Origin of the sequence: Terriglobus sp. TAA 43, from assembly GCF_000800015.1 — a bacterium.
GTDB lineage: Bacteria > Acidobacteriota > Terriglobia > Terriglobales > Acidobacteriaceae > Terriglobus.
This window is the reverse complement of the sequence record NZ_JUGR01000002.1, coordinates 254012-272315: the sequence shown is the minus strand read 5'-3', so window position 1 is coordinate 272315 and position 18304 is coordinate 254012. Positions and strand designations below refer to the sequence as shown.

At 55.4% G+C, this 18304-nt stretch carries 16 protein-coding genes; 6 read left to right on the top strand and 10 right to left on the bottom strand.

The window, feature by feature from the left end:
* Window positions 1-85 precede the first annotated feature (85 nt).
* Window positions 86-1417: a hypothetical protein gene (locus M504_RS15725; protein ID WP_047495573.1), complete on the bottom strand. Its 1332-nt coding sequence runs from the start codon at window positions 1415-1417 to the stop codon at window positions 86-88.
* Between the two features lie 157 nt (window positions 1418-1574).
* On the opposite strand from M504_RS15725, the gene M504_RS15720 reads away from it, so the two are divergent.
* Window positions 1575-2144 (top strand): phosphatase PAP2 family protein, encoded by a 570-nt coding sequence (locus M504_RS15720; protein ID WP_084214465.1) that lies wholly within the window; start codon window positions 1575-1577, stop codon window positions 2142-2144.
* A gap of 12 nt (window positions 2145-2156) precedes the next feature.
* Here M504_RS15720 and M504_RS15715 read toward each other — a convergent pair whose 3' ends face one another.
* Genes M504_RS15715 through M504_RS15700 form a run of 4 tightly spaced genes read right to left on the bottom strand, consistent with a single transcriptional unit; the run spans window position 2157 to window position 4848 of the window.
* Window positions 2157-2861: a hypothetical protein gene (locus M504_RS15715; protein WP_047495568.1), complete on the bottom strand. Its 705-nt coding sequence runs from the start codon at window positions 2859-2861 to the stop codon at window positions 2157-2159.
* Window positions 2858-3613 (bottom strand): hypothetical protein, encoded by a 756-nt coding sequence (locus M504_RS15710; protein WP_156993910.1) that lies wholly within the window; start codon window positions 3611-3613, stop codon window positions 2858-2860. The genes M504_RS15715 and M504_RS15710 overlap by 4 nt, the downstream gene beginning before the upstream one ends.
* Window positions 3597-4391 carry a hypothetical protein gene (locus M504_RS15705; RefSeq protein WP_047495563.1) on the bottom strand — a complete coding sequence of 265 codons (795 nt, stop codon included), beginning with the start codon at window positions 4389-4391 and terminating at the stop codon, window positions 3597-3599. Before M504_RS15705 ends, M504_RS15710 begins: the two co-directional genes overlap by 17 nt.
* Window positions 4392-4404: 13 nt before the next feature.
* Window positions 4405-4848 (bottom strand): hypothetical protein, encoded by a 444-nt coding sequence (locus M504_RS15700; protein WP_047495560.1) that lies wholly within the window; start codon window positions 4846-4848, stop codon window positions 4405-4407.
* 158 nt (window positions 4849-5006) lie between these two features.
* Between M504_RS15700 and M504_RS15695 the strand changes: the two genes are divergently transcribed.
* From M504_RS15695 to M504_RS15680, 4 genes are read left to right on the top strand one after another with little or no spacing between them, the layout of a single operon-like run.
* The gene (locus M504_RS15695) at window positions 5007-6647 is read left to right on the top strand and encodes an AarF/ABC1/UbiB kinase family protein (protein WP_156993908.1); all 1641 of its coding nucleotides are present in this window, start codon (window positions 5007-5009) and stop codon (window positions 6645-6647) included.
* The gene (locus M504_RS15690) at window positions 6644-8833 is read left to right on the top strand and encodes a DUF362 domain-containing protein (RefSeq protein ID WP_047495554.1); all 2190 of its coding nucleotides are present in this window, start codon (window positions 6644-6646) and stop codon (window positions 8831-8833) included. Before M504_RS15695 ends, M504_RS15690 begins: the two co-directional genes overlap by 4 nt.
* Entirely contained in the window at window positions 8834-9895 is a 1062-nt protein-coding gene (locus M504_RS15685) for an NAD-dependent epimerase/dehydratase family protein (protein WP_047495551.1), read from the top strand.
* Window positions 9892-10446, top strand: coding sequence for a hypothetical protein (locus M504_RS15680; protein ID WP_047495548.1), 555 nt, complete (start codon window positions 9892-9894; stop codon window positions 10444-10446). The genes M504_RS15685 and M504_RS15680 overlap by 4 nt, the downstream gene beginning before the upstream one ends.
* On the opposite strand, the gene M504_RS15675 is transcribed toward M504_RS15680, so the two are convergent.
* The 5 genes from M504_RS15675 to M504_RS15655 form a co-directional block, all read right to left on the bottom strand.
* Entirely contained in the window at window positions 10430-11659 is a 1230-nt protein-coding gene (locus M504_RS15675) for a hypothetical protein (protein WP_052200912.1), read from the bottom strand. The genes M504_RS15680 and M504_RS15675 overlap by 17 nt on opposite strands.
* A 30-nt stretch (window positions 11660-11689) precedes the next feature.
* Window positions 11690-12760: a hypothetical protein gene (locus M504_RS15670; RefSeq protein ID WP_047495545.1), complete on the bottom strand. Its 1071-nt coding sequence runs from the start codon at window positions 12758-12760 to the stop codon at window positions 11690-11692.
* Between the two features lie 296 nt (window positions 12761-13056).
* Complete coding sequence (locus M504_RS15665) at window positions 13057-14748, bottom strand: GMC oxidoreductase (protein WP_198137656.1); 1692 nt, start codon at window positions 14746-14748, stop codon at window positions 13057-13059.
* Entirely contained in the window at window positions 14745-15332 is a 588-nt protein-coding gene (locus M504_RS15660) for a gluconate 2-dehydrogenase subunit 3 family protein (protein WP_047495540.1), read from the bottom strand. Before M504_RS15660 ends, M504_RS15665 begins: the two co-directional genes overlap by 4 nt.
* 48 nt (window positions 15333-15380) lie before the next feature.
* Window positions 15381-16259, bottom strand: coding sequence for a hydroxypyruvate isomerase family protein (locus M504_RS15655; RefSeq protein WP_047495537.1), 879 nt, complete (start codon window positions 16257-16259; stop codon window positions 15381-15383).
* A 200-nt stretch (window positions 16260-16459) separates the two neighbouring features.
* On the opposite strand from M504_RS15655, the gene M504_RS15650 reads away from it, so the two are divergent.
* Window positions 16460-18304, top strand: a complete 1845-nt coding sequence (locus M504_RS15650; protein WP_052200999.1) for a CRTAC1 family protein — start codon at window positions 16460-16462, stop codon at window positions 18302-18304.

The window sequence follows — 18304 nt, the reverse complement described above, 5'->3', positions numbered from 1 at the left end:
ACAGAAATGCTGTGTCGCTGAACGGCAGGAAGAATTCCACCCCACGAGCAGCGTTGGGGAGTTCCAGGTCGTAAATGTAACGTTGTTACTTAATGTTTTGTTTAACTTGCAGTAGCTTTGCCATCGTTTCGGGTGATCGCTCCACGAAAGCGCGAACGGTTCCCAGGCGGCTTTGCAGCGGGGCTCCGCGGTTTACTTCAGACAACAGCACCGCTTCGAAGTAGGGTGTCTTCATTCCTGCGAGCGCCTGACCCATCTCCTTCATACCTTCCTCGGAAGTCAGGTAGGAGATGATGGCTCGGGTCTGGGCTCCCTGCACCAGCATGATTCTTCCGCCTGCGTCCCCATGGGGAAGCACGGCAACGATGCCGGGAACGATGTCGCGGTCCGTCCCTTCGTGGGTTGCCAGAAACTCCTGCGGGTGATCCGCGGGGCTGAGTAAATCTGTCACTTTCACCTCATGGGGCGCTAACCGGAAGCTGAGGCGATCCACGTCGGCTTGGAAGGATGCAAGCGAGCTCGACGTGCCGAAGGCGATGATGTTCTCGTGGTCAAGAATTTCCCGGGGTGGGTCGGCGGAGCTGGAAAAGCTGGTGTGGACGCCGTAGCGATCCAGAAAACGCGCCAGTTGCAGTGAGGCGAAGGTGTCCGAAGCCACGGTATATCCCTGCCATATTTTGGGGTTTTCCGTTTTTCCAAACACCTCTGTCAGCACCTGTGAACGATTCCACTCCGAAGGTGAATTCACGAAGATGTCGCGCAGCATCACCGTGTGCCCCGGCGTCGCTTGTACGGAAAAGAAAATGGGCGCAGGCAGAACGAAACGAGTGCTTTTGCCATTGTTCAGGAATGTTTTCCAGAACTGTGGGGTGTCCATGCGTTCGGCTGAAGGTGAATTCGAGGTGCGCCGAAGCAGATCTGCGGCTAGCAAGGCGGTACACACCAGCACACAGGCGAGCAGCACATAGCCTATGGGAGCGGAAATCCACGGGCGTGGAGATTCCACGAGGGGCGTCACCGATGGTGCCAGACTGGCGCTCGTATCGATGAATGAAGCGGTTTGTAGCTCCGCTTCAGAGGCTGGTACAAAACGGAGTTCGTGTGAACCCACGGGGATCGTCAGTCGCCAAACGTGGTGAGGGCCCTCTTCACTGTAGAAGCGGTAGAGATTTCGCCGAAGACGTCCAATTTGGACGCGAACTGTTGCATCAATCTTTGAATCGAAATCGGAGGCACGGCTTAACGCCTCCGTTGCAATGGCGTATTCATTGATTTCTTCGCTCCGATGCACCCATAGGTATTCCAGCAAACGTCGCAGGGATGTAGTGCGTTCGAAGCTCTTGCTGCCCAGTACTTCCTGCACAAGCAGTCGATCCTGCCCGTCAGCAAGAGGCGCAACTGGTTCTGAAACTTCCACGCCAAAAAGCTACCACCCACATTCCACCACTGACAATGTGAGATCCGTCGGCAACGCCTGATTTCGATTGGGCACGTTTTGTGCTTGTTCCGGGAATTGAGGCGGGTGTAGCATCGCGGCAACAGCACCGATCCCCGCAAGTGCCAGGTGAAAGACGATGTCTTCCACGAACGCTCTAGCCCCACTCACATCCTCGTCTCGTGCTCGGATTGATGCGTTATTCCTGCGCATGAATCACAGGGAAATACCGTGGGTGGTGAAGCTGGTGCGGCTCTCAGAACCTAGGCCAATCCGTCTGCTTGCAGACGTTACCAATCAGGTGTGCAACGGCTGGATCTATGCACCGCTGGCGCTGTGGGTGATCGTGCTGCATGAGTGGAAGCTACTATTCGCACTCGCGATGGGCGTTTCTGTAGCACATCTGTTGTACGGTTCCACCAAGCCACGCATTGCTCGCGAACGGCCCTTTCAATTCGCTACAGACATCCCGTACCGCGGCCGCTGTCTGGATCAGTACTCGTTTCCCAGCGGTCACTGCATGACCTTATCTGTGGTCGGCCTATTGCTCTGTTGGCGGCATCATGGAGCTATCCCGGAGCTGGTGCTCGGGTTGTTGCTGCTGTGCTGGGCTCGTGTCGCAAGTGGCCAGCACTATCCTTCGGATCTCGTTGCAGGGATTGGCGTCGGATCGTTTGTTGCTACATCCCTCGCGCTCTGCCTCTTCTAGCGCCAGAGCGGATCAGCCCGGTGGGGCATCTTCAACCACAACGTCCCGTTCACCCATGCTGCGAACATGCAGGCCGATGCTTAAAGAAGGTAAGCCGGGTGCGGAAAGCACTGCTCGGTGGTCCTGCATTGGCGTAAGAGAGGCAGGGATCGTCACCGCGCACGTCACTACGTTCTCTTCATTGGTGCCAAGAGAAAATGTTTGTGGCGTGACGTTGACCTGAACCGAAGCGCCTTCTGTATCGGGCGTGAAGCTCGAGATCTCGAGAGCAACGCTGACCGGTTGTGGTGATTTGTTCGACACAAGAAATCTCTTGCTAAGTGTTTCCTCTGCGTACCCCTCAAAGATGAATTCTGAGGGCGCAACTGGCTCCGCGACGCGTGCAGCTACCGTCTCTGCGGTTGTCGCAGCTGCAGTTGCTGCTTTGGTCACGTCCTGTGCGGTGCGCGTGTAGAGTTCGCTGGCAAGCTGGCCGCCGGATTGCACAAGAGCCCCGTACACCCGCGCACCAGCCTGAAAAGTTTTCGAGACATTTCCCGGTACTGTCTGAACCACGTGGTTCAGATATTCCTTTTGTGCTGCCTGCAACGACGATGGATCGCGCGCAACGTCGGTCACAAGCTTCCAATAGCTCTTCCAGCCGTCAACATACGACTCAACGACCTGACCTTCAAGAGCTTTCAAAGCGTCTGCAAGCGTTTGAGAGCTATTCGTCAAGACTTCACTCCGGCAACGTCCGTCCCATTGACGCCTGTCGTGGTGCGCCCCGGCTGGATCGCTTCAAAGCACGGCTCACTGCACTGGAAGTGTTTGTACCAGTTGTCCGGGCGCACGTGGTAGGGGATGTCGCCCTGGTCGAAGCTGCATGCATCGTCGCAGCCACAGGCCACGCTTAGCTTGATCTTGATGCAGCGCTCATACTTGCCGCGCACCAGAACTTCTGACTGGTACGCGACGCCGCTCTGGAATTGTTCGCTCACTGTGACGCCGATCGTCACACTTACTGTCTCGCCCGGCGCAGCAGTGACGGACTGGGTGTTGATCTCAGGAATCAGATCGAGTGTCTTATCGCAATGTGTAAAGGGCTTGCCAACAAAGGTGTATTCAATCGTGTCTTTGGAGGTGTTCCTGATCTTCACAGTCGTTTTACGGGTTTCGCCGGGGTAGGCTGACCACTCAATATCGCATGCGCACTTAGGAGGACAGACCGTGGATGGAATGTCGCACATGGCTGATTTCGCCATGGACATCAGTGTGTCGCTCGTTGACTTGGTGAGGTCGCTCAACTGCGAAGGCAGCAGCGACTGATACCAACTCATCCAGGCAGACATCACCGGCGTCAGCATCTGCGACGCAGTTTGCGCCATCTGGAGGTTCATCTTTGTGTAATCAGTGAACCACTGCATGCCCTGCTGGCTGGCCTGAGTCATTGGATTGGAGACACTGGATTCGCTACACGCCATCTTCATTCCCCCGTTTCTTCTTACTGGATGCGTTCACGTTGCGCGTTGTGTAGACCGTCACGGTAAGAAATGCGTTGTAAAGCTGCAAATTTGCCGTGTAGCAACGGAATGGCTGCAAAGTATCCGGCAGTTGGAACGTCGCCGTTGCAGTCATTTTGTTGCCAGGGCTCAGTACGATCGGGTCGCGAAGGACAACGAGCATGCCGGGCATGCGCTCGCCCCAGTCCTTCAACCATGCATTCACTTTCTCTTTCACTTCCGCATCGCCGGCATTGCTAAGGCCATGCAGCATGGATGTCTTAAGGTCGATCGAATCGGTCAATGGCGCTTCACACCGCTCGCCGAGCGGCAGCGGAACATTGCCTGCATTCTCAATGACGAAGGTCCGTTCGAACGAGTTCTCCGATCCAGCGAGCAGTGTCACGGCTGCCGGCTCGATGCGGAAGTCGACGACCTCCGTGACATGTGCTGTCACCGGAACGGATGTGCCGGAGACATCGACGCTGAAAGAGTACGTTCCGGGAGCGGTCTGCGGGTCCAATTGAATTGTGCTGCGCACCGCAGCCTGTTCCCCAGGCATGAGCCGTACACCTACAGCGATGGTTTGCAACGGCAGTGATGCAGGTCCACGCAATGTATCTGTGGTGACAGCCAGCGACTGCATCTTCAATTTCTGATCGGTAGGATTGACCAACGGTAACGTGCCACGCAGCATCTTTGGCGGGCCGTAAAAGACGACGCCTTTCGGGTCAACATTGGCGTACTGAATCACTGACTCGGCCATTGGAACTCCTGCTCTAACGGCAAATCTCGGTTCTACGCGGAACGTACTTTTCGTTGATGACCTGTGCCTCACCGCAGAGCGAGAGGCCCCAAATCTCCATGCCCAGGAGACTGAACCCAAGCTGGTAGTGAGCCGGATAGTGAATGCGCTGCTCCGGTATCTCGGTGACAGCGATATTCAGATTCGTCGTGATGGGCGGAATTTCTGTAATTGCCACACTCGACGTCGTATTCACTGTGGACAGGGTCGTCACGGTAGAAACGATGGGAGGCAGCTCTTTAATCGCGATGTTTGCGTTGCCCGTAACCTCAGGGAACGCGGTCACGCCAACTTCCAGCGTGGGCAGTTCTTTCACATGGATGTTGTCCAGCCCGTAATCGACAGACAGAGTAGTTCCAGTGCCGCCAATGGAATACGTGTAGTCGTTGGGAATTGTGGGGGTGCCGCCCTTAGACATAGAATCCGCCTTTTCAGTGCGTCTTGATTCTGCCCGGAGTATATGCGCACTCATCCCACGACAACAACAGATTTCACAATTTACTTTTAGGGCCCGAAATTGGTGATAATCTTGGCCCCCACAGCACATTTTCCCCTGCAAGAGGCTTTACATTGGCCGTGGCAGAACCTATCACCGGAATACTTGATGCGCGCAGCCGTGGACGCTACCGCGACGTGCTCGCAATTCTGGTGCGGTATGGCCTCTCTGAGATGTTTGAGAACCTTGCCCGTGGTAGATTCTCGCCACGCGTTTCACCAAAAACTGTGCGTGACGCGCTCTGTGAACTTGGACCCGCGTTTATCAAGTTCGGCCAGCTACTTTCCACGCGCGATGAAATTCTAAGTAAACCGTTCCGCGACGAACTGGCCAAGCTACAGGACGAAACCACGCCATTTCCCTTTGCAGTTGCCCAAGCTGTCATCGAGGAGGAACTCAAAGGCACGATTACTACACTCTTTGAGCGCATTGAGAGCGCACCCATCGCCTCAGGCTCTATCGGACAGGTGCATCGTGCGTGGTTGAAGGATGGCATGGAAGTCGCAGTGAAAGTGCAGGGAAAAGGCCTTGAAGAGCTGCTGCACTGCGATACAGCGATCATCCAACAATTGATTCTTCGTATGAAGCACGGCAACGACGGTGATTCCGCGGCCCGACTCGTCTCCGACTTTATGAACGACGTCCAGTCTGAGTTGGATTATGAACTGGAGGCAAACAATCTTGACCGGTTTGCCTGGCAATTCGAACATGACTCCAGCATCCGTGTTCCGCGCGTCATTCGTTCCCATTCTGCGCGCCACGTTCTTACAACAACGTATGAACCGGGGACGAAGTTAGCGGATCTTAAGGGCTATACGCCCTTCAATAAGGCAGCGGCGCAGGCCTTCGCGAGAACGTTACTGCGGCAGATATTCTGCTTCGGGTTCTTTCACGGCGATCCACATGCGGATAATGTGATCGTCTCGAAGGACGGCACGATCGGGTTCTATGACCTTGGCCTGGTAGGAGAGCTTGGCCCTCAGGAACGTGGGTGCGTGAACACGCTGCTGTACAGCTTGTTGCAACAGGATGCGGAATCAGCGACGGCATCCGTCCTCGCGCTTGCGGATTCGACCGGAAGCATTGATGTTGCTGCGCTGCGTGAGGACATGCGGCGTTTTCTTGCGAGTCATCGAACCACGCATGCTGTTGCCGTACCCCGGCTGCTCGCGGATATTTTGGCAATCACGGGGAAATACCGACTTATCTTGCCGCGCGGTTTCTATCTGGCCTTTAAGGTGTTGGCAACGGCAGACAGTGTTGGCAAGAATCTCGATCCTGCTTTTGATCTGATTCCCATTGCAATGCCATTGCTTCGTCAAAACCAGCCGGCTGTATTGCCACAGGATGCGAACGCTCATCAGGACTACGGGATTGGTCTGGGAACTCTCCTGCGGTTTCAGGATTTTTCTGCAACGCTGCGGACCACGTTCACGCAACTTGCGCAGGGGCAACTCAAAATACAGCTTGATCACCTGGGCCTTGAAGACGCTTCGCGGTGCTATGACCGGGCCAATGCGCGACTCGCGTTGGTCCTGTTTGTTGGTCTGCTTGTGCTCGGTGGTTGCGGCATTATTTGCAGTTTAGTTCTGGCCAAGTTACTAACGGCTCGACAGGCAATCATCGCGGTCACAGCACTTGCTGTCGTTTCAAGCGTCATCGTAGCTTTGATTCATCGCGGATTTCGATACAAAAACGCTTCTGCGAGGCAAGAACGATGAGCGACTCCACTCAAGGCGTCGTCGTAGCTCTCGTTACAGACCCGCAGGATAAATTCGCCTGTTTCGACGCGGCTGTTTCGCAGGCGGGCTTGTTGCAGGCACTAAACCTTCGGTGCGAGCAAACAAGTGCTTCGGCCGCCAAGTTAGCTATCTTCATCAAGCCCGACCTGAACTTCTATTTCAAACCTGCCACGTGCATCACCGATCCTGCACTGGTGGAGCATCTGGTCGATTGGCTGCACGCCGCTGGATATACCAATGTGACCATTGGCACAGCGCAGAACAGCTCAGCCTTCTGGTTAGAGAACCGCGACCCACTTATCCTGGCCGATCTCGCGGGCTATCGTTTCGAAACCACGCAACAGAACGCGTACGATTTCTCAGACCTTAGCGAAGATCTTTGCGATGCGGAGTTTCCTGCAACCAGCATCCTCAGTGGTTCGTCCCTCAATGCTTCGTGGAAGAATGCGGACTTTCGCATCAGCTTTGCGAAGGCGAAGACCGATGATGAGTTCAGCTTTGCCGGCACAGCGCAAAACCTGATTGGCGTGCTGCCGTTGCAGGACACAGAGTTGCAGTACTACCACCGGCTCCGCCCGGAAGATGTGTGCAATGAGTTGTTGCAACACACGCCTGTACATTTCGCCATGGTGGATGCGTACTTGGCCAACCACGGCAGTGCAGGCTCGCGATGCGCCATGCCGCTCGCTGTCTCAACGATCATCGCAAGCAGCAGCGTCACGTTGGCGGACTGGACGCTCGCCAATAAGTTTGGCGTCGATCCGTACGCGTCTCTTATCGTGGCAAAACTATTGCGCGAACAGGGGCTGCCGTCTCAGTATTCGGTCAGTGGAGACCTGAGCCCATTCCCCGCAGTAAAGAATGTTCATCCCATGGTTGCCGATGCTGTAGCCAAGCGTAATGGATCGCTTGAAGTGCAGCGCACTGCCATTGCGTGGCTGCAGAGTGTAGATCGGCTGCTCTTTCCATTCAAGGACGCGATGACGGACAGGATCAACAGCACACTGGCTGCACAGTTCGGCAGCCTGGATGCAGATCCGCTCTCGTTCGCCGCATTTCTTAGCCTGAATTACACCCTGGGCAATGCAAACCAGCTCAATGATGCGTCGAAGGTGATGTTTGCGAAGGATAAGTTGAAGTGGATGGAGCGTCCGCTCAACATCTCTTTGCAGGATTTAACGGCCGCCGATTATGAAGCGTCGCAGGAATACATGGAACCGCTGGAACAACTGGTGCTGCAGTTCCCGCCGGACGCCAATGGAATGCGGCTTCACACCATCGATCATTCCATCTTGTTCCATGTCTCGCGCGAAATCCCGATCCCATTCGATGATTTTGTGGCGAAGGTGGATATTACTCGTTCCATTCGCATGATGAACGATTACATTGGGGGCTCGTGCGTTCCTGTTCTTCGCGATGAGGCTGGTCGTGTGACGCATCAGGCTGAACGCAACATCTATCTGCCGCAGCCCAATTACACGGCGCCCAGTGGAGGCCAGCCGATCGATGTTTCCAAACTTGAGTTTGCGCGATACACGGAGAATGAGCAGAAAATCTGGTGGCGCACCATCAAGAGTGAAAACAACTCTGCAAGGTTCGACGATGGCATCGTTATTTTCAAACGAACCCCCGCGAATGAAGTTGAAATCACCATCGTGGGGCGACAGGAGTTTTCTCTTCCTGTGTTCTGGCAGATGATGCAACTCGACCTGAATCCCGCGCTCAAGAACTACCTCGTAGCGGACGCGTATAAGAACTTCTTCACGAAGACAATCGCAAACTTTACTGCGCAATTTGAGCAACGAGAGTACCGCGTTGGCCAGCCGTGGACTGCTGCAGACACACAACCCAAGACTGCTTCCGCGAAGCTTTCCAACTCACTCAGTGAGCTTACTGATAGCGCACGCGTTGCGGTCGACCGTCTTACATCGAAGCTCTCATTGCGTACGACTCCTACTCCACCCATCTATGTGGATGCAGACGGCTTCTCGCACTTCGCGCCTCCGTCCAATACGCCGGACCCTACAACGAGCGCGATACCTTCGTGGGTCGATAAGGCTCAACTGCAATCTGTTACGGATGGCGCAGTCGATTTTTTGAAAGATTTAGCCAGGGCTATTCAGCGAGACGTCGCGCCGAGCCGCACACAGAATCCGGAGAGTTGAATGGTAGCTCTTGTCACAGGCGCAAATGGTCTCATCGGCGCAAACCTTTGTCGTGCTTTGCTCAAGGATGGGTATGAGGTGCGCGCCTTCGTGCGCACCAGTAGCGATCTCAGTGCGATCAAGGATCTATCGCTCGCTATCGTCTACGGAGATGTACTGCAGCCGGAGACACTGCTTCCTGCTGTCGCCGGTTGCGATGTTGTCTTCCATGTGGCTTCGGTGTTTTCGTACTGGGGCATTACCGATGCCGATCTGGAGAAGACTGCCGTTGATGGCGTGTCCAATGTATTGATTGCAGCACGCACCGCAAGCGTAAAGCGTGTAGTACTTACATCTTCGTCGGTGGTGTTCGGCTCCTCGGACTATACCGCGGTGCGGTCAGAGACGGACGCGCCCGATGAAACATCGTCACCTGCATATTGCCTCAGCAAACTGCATCAGGAACGCACAGCACTAAAACTCGCTGCAGACCTCGACCTTGATCTTGTGGTCGTCAATCCGTGCATGACGGTGGGCCCGCACGACACCAAGCTAAGTCCAAGCAACGGCATCATCATTGCCTATCTCTCCGATCCATTTCGCACGACGTTTCCGGGTGGTTGCAACATCGTATCCGCGGCCGACGTTGCTCGGGGTCATATTCTTGCGGCGGAGAAGGGAAGACGTGGGGAGTGCTACCTGCTTGGCTCCGAGAACATGGAGTGGTCGCTGATTCATCGCACCGTCGGTGAACTCTGCGGTGTCTCTGGCCCTCAGTTCTACGCAAACCACACAGTCAGCTTTCTGGCCGCAACCGCGCACGAGATGTGGGCACAATTTTCAGGCACACGCCCAACCACGACGCGCGAACAAGCGAAGATGGTCGGACAGTTCTACTGGTACAGCCATGCGAAGGCGGCAGATGAGCTGGGCTATGCGCCAGGACCCGCGCGTCCAGCACTTGCCACTGCCATCGCCTCGCTGGTATCCGGCAAACATGTTTCCATTCCGCTGCGGCAAACACTCTCGCTCGGCCGCGAAGTCTACGACGCGCGTGCAGCACTCATGAAGGAAACACCGTGAAAACATTCAAGTCCATTCAAATCGTAAAAATCCCAGTGGAAGACGCATGGTTAGCCATTCGTGACCGGCTCGGGGAACTTGTGCCTCATCTTGATGAAATTGAGAGCGTCGCCGTCCAGGAACGAACCGTGCAGCCGGATGGCGACATCTTTCTCGTCAACTTGTGGCAGGCAAAGGCTAAGTTTCCCGCGGTGCTTTCCTCGGTCATCAAGTCCGATATGTTGGCATGGACAGACCGCGCAATGTGGCACGAGAAGAATCACGAATGCGCATGGCAAATTGAGCTGCACTTCGCTCCAGATCGCACGCGTTGCACGGGGCTTACAACGTTTGAGCCAGCCCTAGGCGGACGCGGCACACGTATCATTTTCGCGGGCGAGTTCAGCCTGAACGCCAGGGGACTACCGGGTGTGCCTTCCATCCTTGAATCGACTGTCGCCGCCGCAGCCGAAAGCTTTGTGACATCCCTCATCCCCGGTAACTTTCGCAAGCTCGCCATGGCCGCAGAGACGATCGCGAATGCTGCGGCCATGGTCACACCTGCGGGCTGATCAGGTAGCTATGATGGAAGCCCAGCCGTGGGTCGGCAATCGTCGTGAGCGACGGCATGAACTCATGTAGATCGGGCATCTGGACTCTTAGTCGAATGGTGGCCTCAGGATAGTTGTAAACGGTGATGTGATTCAGGCCGCGATTCGCCGTGAAAAGCAGTGATTGATCCTTCGACAACTGACAGGCATAGATCGAATCCAAAAAAGTAAACCGGCTCACGCGCATGGCATCCAGCAGGTGTTTCGAACTGCTGAAGAGGCCGCCACGTGCGAGCACATCGTAAATCTGCGTGCCCACCTGACGAGGATTTTTCATCTGCGTGAGAAAGCTGGGGCGCTCATCGATCACGCGATACTTTGAGAATGTCTCAAGGTCTACGCAGACGATCGTCTGACTGCCGCCATTGCAAAACATTAGCTCCGTGTCGGAGATCGTGATGTCGGAATTGATATGTGCGGGTGTCTCACGGCTGGTCGACCAGTGACGTGAAATCCGCTTTTCTGCTGGATCAATCTCGTAGGCATACTCCTTCAGAAACGCCATCGCCCACTCGTGATAGTTCACGTTGTCCTGCGGAAGCACGCGAAACGAGACTGCGTAGAAGAGATCCTTCTTGGGATGCGCGACGATATGCCAACACGTCGTGGGCATGGGCAAATGCGTGACCTCGCCTGAGACTAAGTCGAGTATGCCAATTTCCCGCGCTTCGCCCTTGGCGCCAAAAGCTGGGTTGTCCATCGAGCCGTAGGCTAAGTATCGGCCGGACGCACTTACCTTCATCCCATGTGGCAGCTTTACGTTGTGCGGCATCAACCGCTCACCCTTGTCCAGGCTGTCCACTGAAAAGCGATAAAAGTAATCGCCCACAGCGGTTAACACTTCTTTATCGTTCAGCCAAACAACGTGCGTGCTGCCTCGAATGGTAGAGTCGTTCGCTTCATACCGCAGTGTGGAGATGCGCTGTTGCTCCTCGATCGTAGCCGCGTCATAGAACAGCAAGTGCTGGCCTGCATTGCCCAGATAACCATGTTTGCCATCCGGGCTGACCATGCAAGCGTGGCCAGCGGACGCGCCGTCGTAATACTTCACCTTGTAGGCGTAGCTGTTGTCTGCTGGATCGAAGTGGAAAAGGCACATCCCCGCCATGCCTTCAAGACCGTTGATGCCGTTACCATCCAGCGCAATGTGAAAGGAGTAAGGGTACGTCTTCATGGCCTTGCCTAGTGAGTGAGGGATGTAGGTTTAAGAGGGCTGAGGATCTTTCGATCCTTCGTTGCCGCTCTTTTCAGAGGGTTTAACAGTAGAACGGACGACCATGAACTGGTTCAACAGATCGAACCAGAAGGGAGCACCGAGTGTCACAGCAAATCCGGTAAGAGTCCACCCCAGGATTGTCATGGCGAAGTTCAGAATTAACTGGCTTCCTGTGAACTGGGTGCCGTTGGAGTTCTTTGGCCAGGGATACCAACCGTTGTTCCAGCCAAGAGGCAATGCGAGGTCGCCAAGCGCAGCGATTTGCTCCGAGGCTGTTACCGGCAGGTTCTTCATCTTCGACACAGGCGCGTTGGCTGTGGATATTGGCGTGACAGCTTCTTGTGGAGGTTGAGAGTAGCTTTCGGCAGCTTTGATGGCATATGCACGTGCCGCCGGACTTGCCCAGAACGTCTTGGCCACAGCAATCGTGTTGATATTCAGCAGGATTGCTATGGAGATTCCAAGGGAGAAGAGCACCAGCTGCGTGCGGCGTTTATACCAGCCGGAGACACGATCCATACCATCGTTAAACCAGCCCTCAATCGCCTTTCGTGTTGCGTCAACATCGCCTCCGGCCTCTCGCACCAGCAGCAATAGCGCTTCCTTAGCCTTGCTGTCAGGCAATTGGTTGAGAGAGTCGATCATGTTCCTGAGGCTTGCTGCTGGCGAAGTATCTCGTAACGCTTGAGTAGGCGCGTTGAACAGTACGTCGTAAAGCGTACTCGCAAAAATCCGCGACGGGATGTATGAGGGAAGTGCACGTGGATGGATCAGCGAAGCAGGGGTAAACGTCTGGGAAGGACTGCCCTTGTACAGGCCTTGCACAAGCCCGTGGTTGTATACAACATCTGAAAGACTGCGCAGTGTCGCAACATTGTTCGCATCCAGCACGGTGATCTGGCCGCCACTGAACAGACTTTGGATACCCCTCTCCAGGGTCTTGGCTCTCCAACCGAGAACAGCCGCAATGGACTCATTGATCGTGGTGCAGAACAGACTCAGCAGGAGGAAGACCAGCGCCAACCCAATCGCTACTTCAAGGGCTGTGGAGTTCAGCATGGGAGATCTCCTGCAGAAACGGTCCTGTGAGTTTTGGCGACGCAACGCAATGCGCTGTCGCTGAGACCACTAAGACTAGCGAATGCAGAGGCGATGTCAAGGAGATTCGCTCCCATTCCGCCGACACCTTGCTTGGTCAGGTAGTCGATAGAGCTCGTTCGTTGCGCATGATTGGGCTTATCCCGATCGTCGTCTAATATGAGACGAGAAACGATCACTTGCTCCTCTCAACAGCTCCATCCGACCACCTGGTTGAACTAGCGATTGCCTGAACACGTATGCCCATGCGCTAAGGTTTAGAGTTCGCCCTTCTTCATTTGCGTCACAGCATAGTCGCAGGCTCGCGCCGTCATCGCCATATAAGTGAGTGACGGATTCTGACAGGCTGACGAGGCCATGAATGAGCCGTCGGTCACGAATAGATTGAGAACATCATGTGCCTGGTTGTGCGAATTGAGCACAGAGGTTTTCGGATCGTGTCCCATGCGGGCGCTGCCCATCTCGTGAATACATTCGCCCGGTATTGAGGGCACGGTACTCATCACGATGTCCTTTACCCCGGTTGCTTCCAGCATTTCGGCGGCTGTGACTTGCGCATCTTTAAAGATTGCAAGTTCATTGGGGCCCCATCTGTGGTTGACCTTGATGGTTGGAATACCCCATGCGTCTACCTTGTCGTGGTTGAGCTCCATATAGTTGCTGTGGTTGGGAAGGCATTCTCCCCAGGCACCGATGTTGATATGCCACGGGCCTGGATCCCGCAGTGCGTTTTTAAACTCGACGCCGAAGCCAGGCATGTCTGCGCCGCGCGACCATGTTTCGCGGGCGGCGCGTCCTTGGAAGCCATACCCGCGCACAAAGTCTGGGTGCTTGTCGTGGATGTTTCGAAAGCGTGGGATATAGATCCCATTTGGCCGGTTGCCCAACTGCACGTGATCTTCAAAGCCAGGCAGCCTTCCACTCGCGCCGCTGTGGAAGATGTGGTCCATCAGGTTGTGTCCTAGCTCACCGCTTGAATTTGCCAGTCCATTTGGAAATTCGGAGGTAGCCGAGTTCATGAGGATGCGTGCCGATTCGAGCGTGGATGCGCATAGGAAGATCAGCTTCGCATGGAACTCCATCGTCTGGCGAGTGTCTGCATCGATGATGCGAACACCGGTGACGCGGCGCGTTGCAGGATCAAAGATCAGGCTGTGCACCACGCTCATGGGTCGCAACGTCAGCTTGCCGGTGGCTTGTGCCGCGGGCAATGTGGAGTTGATGCTGCTGAAGTAGGACCGTGTAATACAGCCGTGATCGCACGGGCCACATTGGTGGCATGCGTAGCGGCCACGATGGTCAACAGTCAGGATCGCGGTCCGGCCAATCGTCACTTTGCGTTGTGGGAACTTCGCCTCGACCGCGTGCTTCATTGCAATCTCACCGCAGTTCATTTCAAAGGGAGGAAGAAACTTGCCGTCAGGAAGTTGCGGTAAGCCTTCGGCCTGTCCGCTGACTCCGATGAAATCTTCCACGTAGTCGTACCAGGGTTCAATATCCTTGTAGCGTATTGGCCAATCGACTCCGTGCCCGTCCTTGCTGTTGGCTTCGAAGTCGATGTCACTCCAGCGGTATGACTGCCGACCCCACATCACGGAACGACCGCCTACATGGCGCCCACGCAGAAAGAGATAGGGGGCGTCCGCTGGTGTGGTGTATGGGTTGTCCACGTCGTTGACGAAGAACTTGGAGTTCCACTCGTCACCGATGTGGCGCTGCATCGGTTGGTAGACCTCTTCGTATTTACGATCTCGTAGTCCGCGAAACTTTACTTCCCACACAGGCAGATGGTCGACATAGTCGCGCTCAGGGATGATGGTCTGTCCTGCTTCGAGCACAAGCGTCTGCATGCCCTTTTCGGTAAGTTCTTTCGCAGCCCAGCCGCCGCTCATGCCGGAACCGATCACGATTGCGTCAAAGGTATTCGTCTTCAAAGTGACAATGTTCACGAGCGGGCCTCCGAAAGTGGTGCGCATCCCGCGTGCTTTGGCGGGATGATTGAGGCTCCAAGTTCTTTTAAGAAGCCAATCTCAGATGTGTAATAACCCACGATCGTGAGGCGTTTCACGGTGTAGAAGAAGTTTGCGGGAGGTTGGGCAGACTTGGTCTTTTGCGCAAGTTTCGAAGTCCGCACGTACGCCATGGCTTCGTTGTCCCAGCCCTTCATCAGTTGCGTCTGTTGTGCGGCGGAGCATTGCACGAACGTTTTTCCGAACTGCTTCTGGCTTGCGGCATCCGCGTCGGCGATGCCCTGCAGAAACCGTTCGGTATCCGGCTTGTCATACCACTCGGTGAGCAACAGATCGATGAACTCATTCACCTTTGCGCCCTTTGCGCCTGGTGTGGCCGTTTCCGGGATGATCAAGTCGCTGATGGTTGTGATGGTTTCATTCTGATGCGCATTCAATGTTCTCAAGCCCACAGTGGGGCCGACTTCCGCCCGGGCTTGTTGAAGAGACTGGAGCATCTCCAATGGCAGTGAAGATACGACTGCTGCCGAGGTCAGCAGGCGGAGAACATCTCGTCGTTGCATGGATCGACTCCTTTTGATTTTGCGTGGTAGCTCAAAGCCGCACTGCTGCTACACATCGCAACGGTTGACCGCTTGCAGCAGGGCTGCGTACGGATCGCCAAGTGGTTTGAATTCGTGCGCAACGTAACCATTGAATCCGGTGGCTGCGATGCCGCGCATCACGCCATCCCACTGCACTTCCTGCATGTCATTGAGGTCGTTCCGGCCGGGAACGCCGCCGGTATGAAAGTGACCGATCCACTTGATGTTCTTTGTGATGGTGGCGATCAGATCACCTTCCATGATTTGCATGTGATAGATGTCGTAGAGCAATTTGCAGCTGGGGGAGTTGACCTGCTCCATGACCTGCGCTCCCCACTCTGTATGGTCCGCCATGTAGTCTTTGTGGTTGACCTTACTGTTCAGAAGCTCCAGGCACAGGGTGATGTTGGCGTCTTCCATCATGTGTTTGACTCGGTTGAGACCGATGATGGTGTTCTTTGCGCCTTCTTCATCAGACATACCGTTTCTGTTGCCGGAGAACGTGATGAGATTCGGTACGCCCGCTTTGACCGCGAGCGGGATGGTCTGGCGAAGTGCTGCTTCGATTGGCGCGTGATTTTCAATCCTGTTCAGGCCATCCTTAATGGTTCCTGCGCCCGCGTATCCCATGGCGCAGGTGAGCCCGTACTTCTTCGGGACCTCAAAATCTGCCGGCTGCAAAAGGTCTATACCCTTCAAGCCGATGTGAGCGCCATAGCGGCAGAGTTCATCGACGGTAAGTCCGGGATAGGGTCCTTTACAAACCGATTGCCTGATTCGCCCCTTGCGAACAATGGGAGCATCCTTATCCTCGACCTTCTGGCCTGACGACGAAGATGGGCTGGCGGCAAATGCTGCCGCAGCCAAGCCACTCTGGAGCATGGCCCGACGAGATACCAATGCCATAAAAACAACCTCGTTATTCGGTGTGGAAGATGCGTTCGTGTGCTGGCAACTTACCGGTGCCTGTTTGCGGCAACTCGACACCTCTTTGAGCTAAAAGACGGATTCGTCGTGTGGCGAACATCTTATCTGTCATTCAGCAAAACCGGCAAGAACCCGGATGCGCCGGCGAGTTTTGGGTCGTATGATGGCTCGTGATCGCGATGAGACCTATCAGGCTGGCAAAACTTTTCATCTCACTGACAGCGTTGTTTATGGGCGTTTCTCTTCTGTACGGCCAGAATCCGCTGGAACAGCGGACGCAGAAATCGCAAGAGGGCGCGCAGTCTCCCGCTCAGGGTGGTTCGAACACTGCAGGAGCCCACCCGCCTGTGCTCGGCGCAGACAACCGGCCGATCACTCTCGGTGGCGCGGTTCGCACCGGTCCTGTTCCTTACACGGATGTGACTGCGGCTGCGGGGCTTTCTGTGTGGAAGCATGTTTCAGGGCAGGACGAAAAGCGATACATCCTGGAGGTGGTCGGCTCTGGTGTCGCTCTATTCGACTACGACAACGATGGCTGGCTCGACATTTACTTGCCTAATGGCTCGACGCGAGCCGCGATGGAAGGGAAGGCGGAGGCTCCCCGCGCCGCACTGTTCCACAACAATCATGACGGCACCTTCGAAGATGTAACGGAAAAGGCCGGAGTCGCCAACGGACGGTGGGCCTTCGGCGCAGTTGCCGGAGATTTTGATAACGATGGCTGGCCGGACCTGTACGTTACAAACTTTGGCAAGAACCGGCTGTATCGCAATAATCACGACGGCACGTTCGTCGATGTTGCAGAGAAGGCCGGAGTGGCCCTGGGCGGCTGGTCAACAGGAGCGACCTGGGGCGACTATGACGGCGACGGCAAGCTGGACCTGTTCGTGCCGGGCTATGTGAAAGTCGATCTGAAGAACCTGCCGGAAGCCGCGCCGGGTGCAGCCAGTCTCGCCTACTGTTCGTTTCGCGGAGTTCCTGAATACTGCGGCCCGAGGGGCCTTCCGGGAGAGTCTGACCATCTGTTTCACAACAAGGGCGATGGCACTTTCGAAGACGTCAGCGTCAAGGCAGGGGTAGCCGACAACCCGGGATACTACGGCCTGGCCTCCGCATTCGTCGACGTAAACAATGACGGCAAGCTTGACCTGCTAGTGGCGAACGACTCCACGCCAAACTATCTTTACCTGAATAAAGGGAACGGCACTTTTGAAGATGTGAGTTATGCGTCTGGTTACGCACTCAATAAAGATGGAAGAGAAACAGCTTCCATGGGGATAGGGATTGGCGACTACCGCAACAATGGACTGGTCGATATCTTCAACACGACCTTCTCCGATGACTACAAGCCCCTCTATCGAAACGATGGTGATGCGAACTTCACCGACGTGAGCTACGAGTTGCATATCGCGGAGGGCACCATTCCGTTCCTTGGTTGGGGTACCGCGTTTCTCGACTACGACAATGACGGCTGGAAAGACCTGGCCTTCGTCAATGGCCACGTGTACCGCGATGCAGATAAACAGCCCTGGGGAACAAGCTGGGCGGAGCGCATGCTCCTGTTTCGGAACGTGCAGGGCAAGCTGGAACCCGTTCCTGCTGTGGAAGGCACGGCGCTTGCGATGCCTCGCGCCTCGCGTGGACTGGCTGTTGGCGACTTGTTCAATACAGGACGGCTCGACTTGGTAATCAACAATATGGATGAGTCTCCAACGCTGTTGCGCAGCGCTTCCAAGGGGCAGAATCACTGGGTCGGTTTCCACCTTGTCGGCGGCCCGAAGAGCCCACGCGATGCCACGGGCGCGGTCGTCTACCTGCAGGCTGGTGGCATGCGCCAACGCGCCGATGTGGTAGCAGGTGGAAGCTTTGCTTCGAGTTCGGACCCACGTCCGCACTTTGGTTTGGGGACTGTCAGTCGCATCGATTCCGTTGAGGTGCACTGGTCCAGCGGAGCTGTCGAGAAGTTGAGAGTGCCCGGTCCGGACCGTATGTATACGGTTGTGGAAGGCCATGGTGTTCAATAG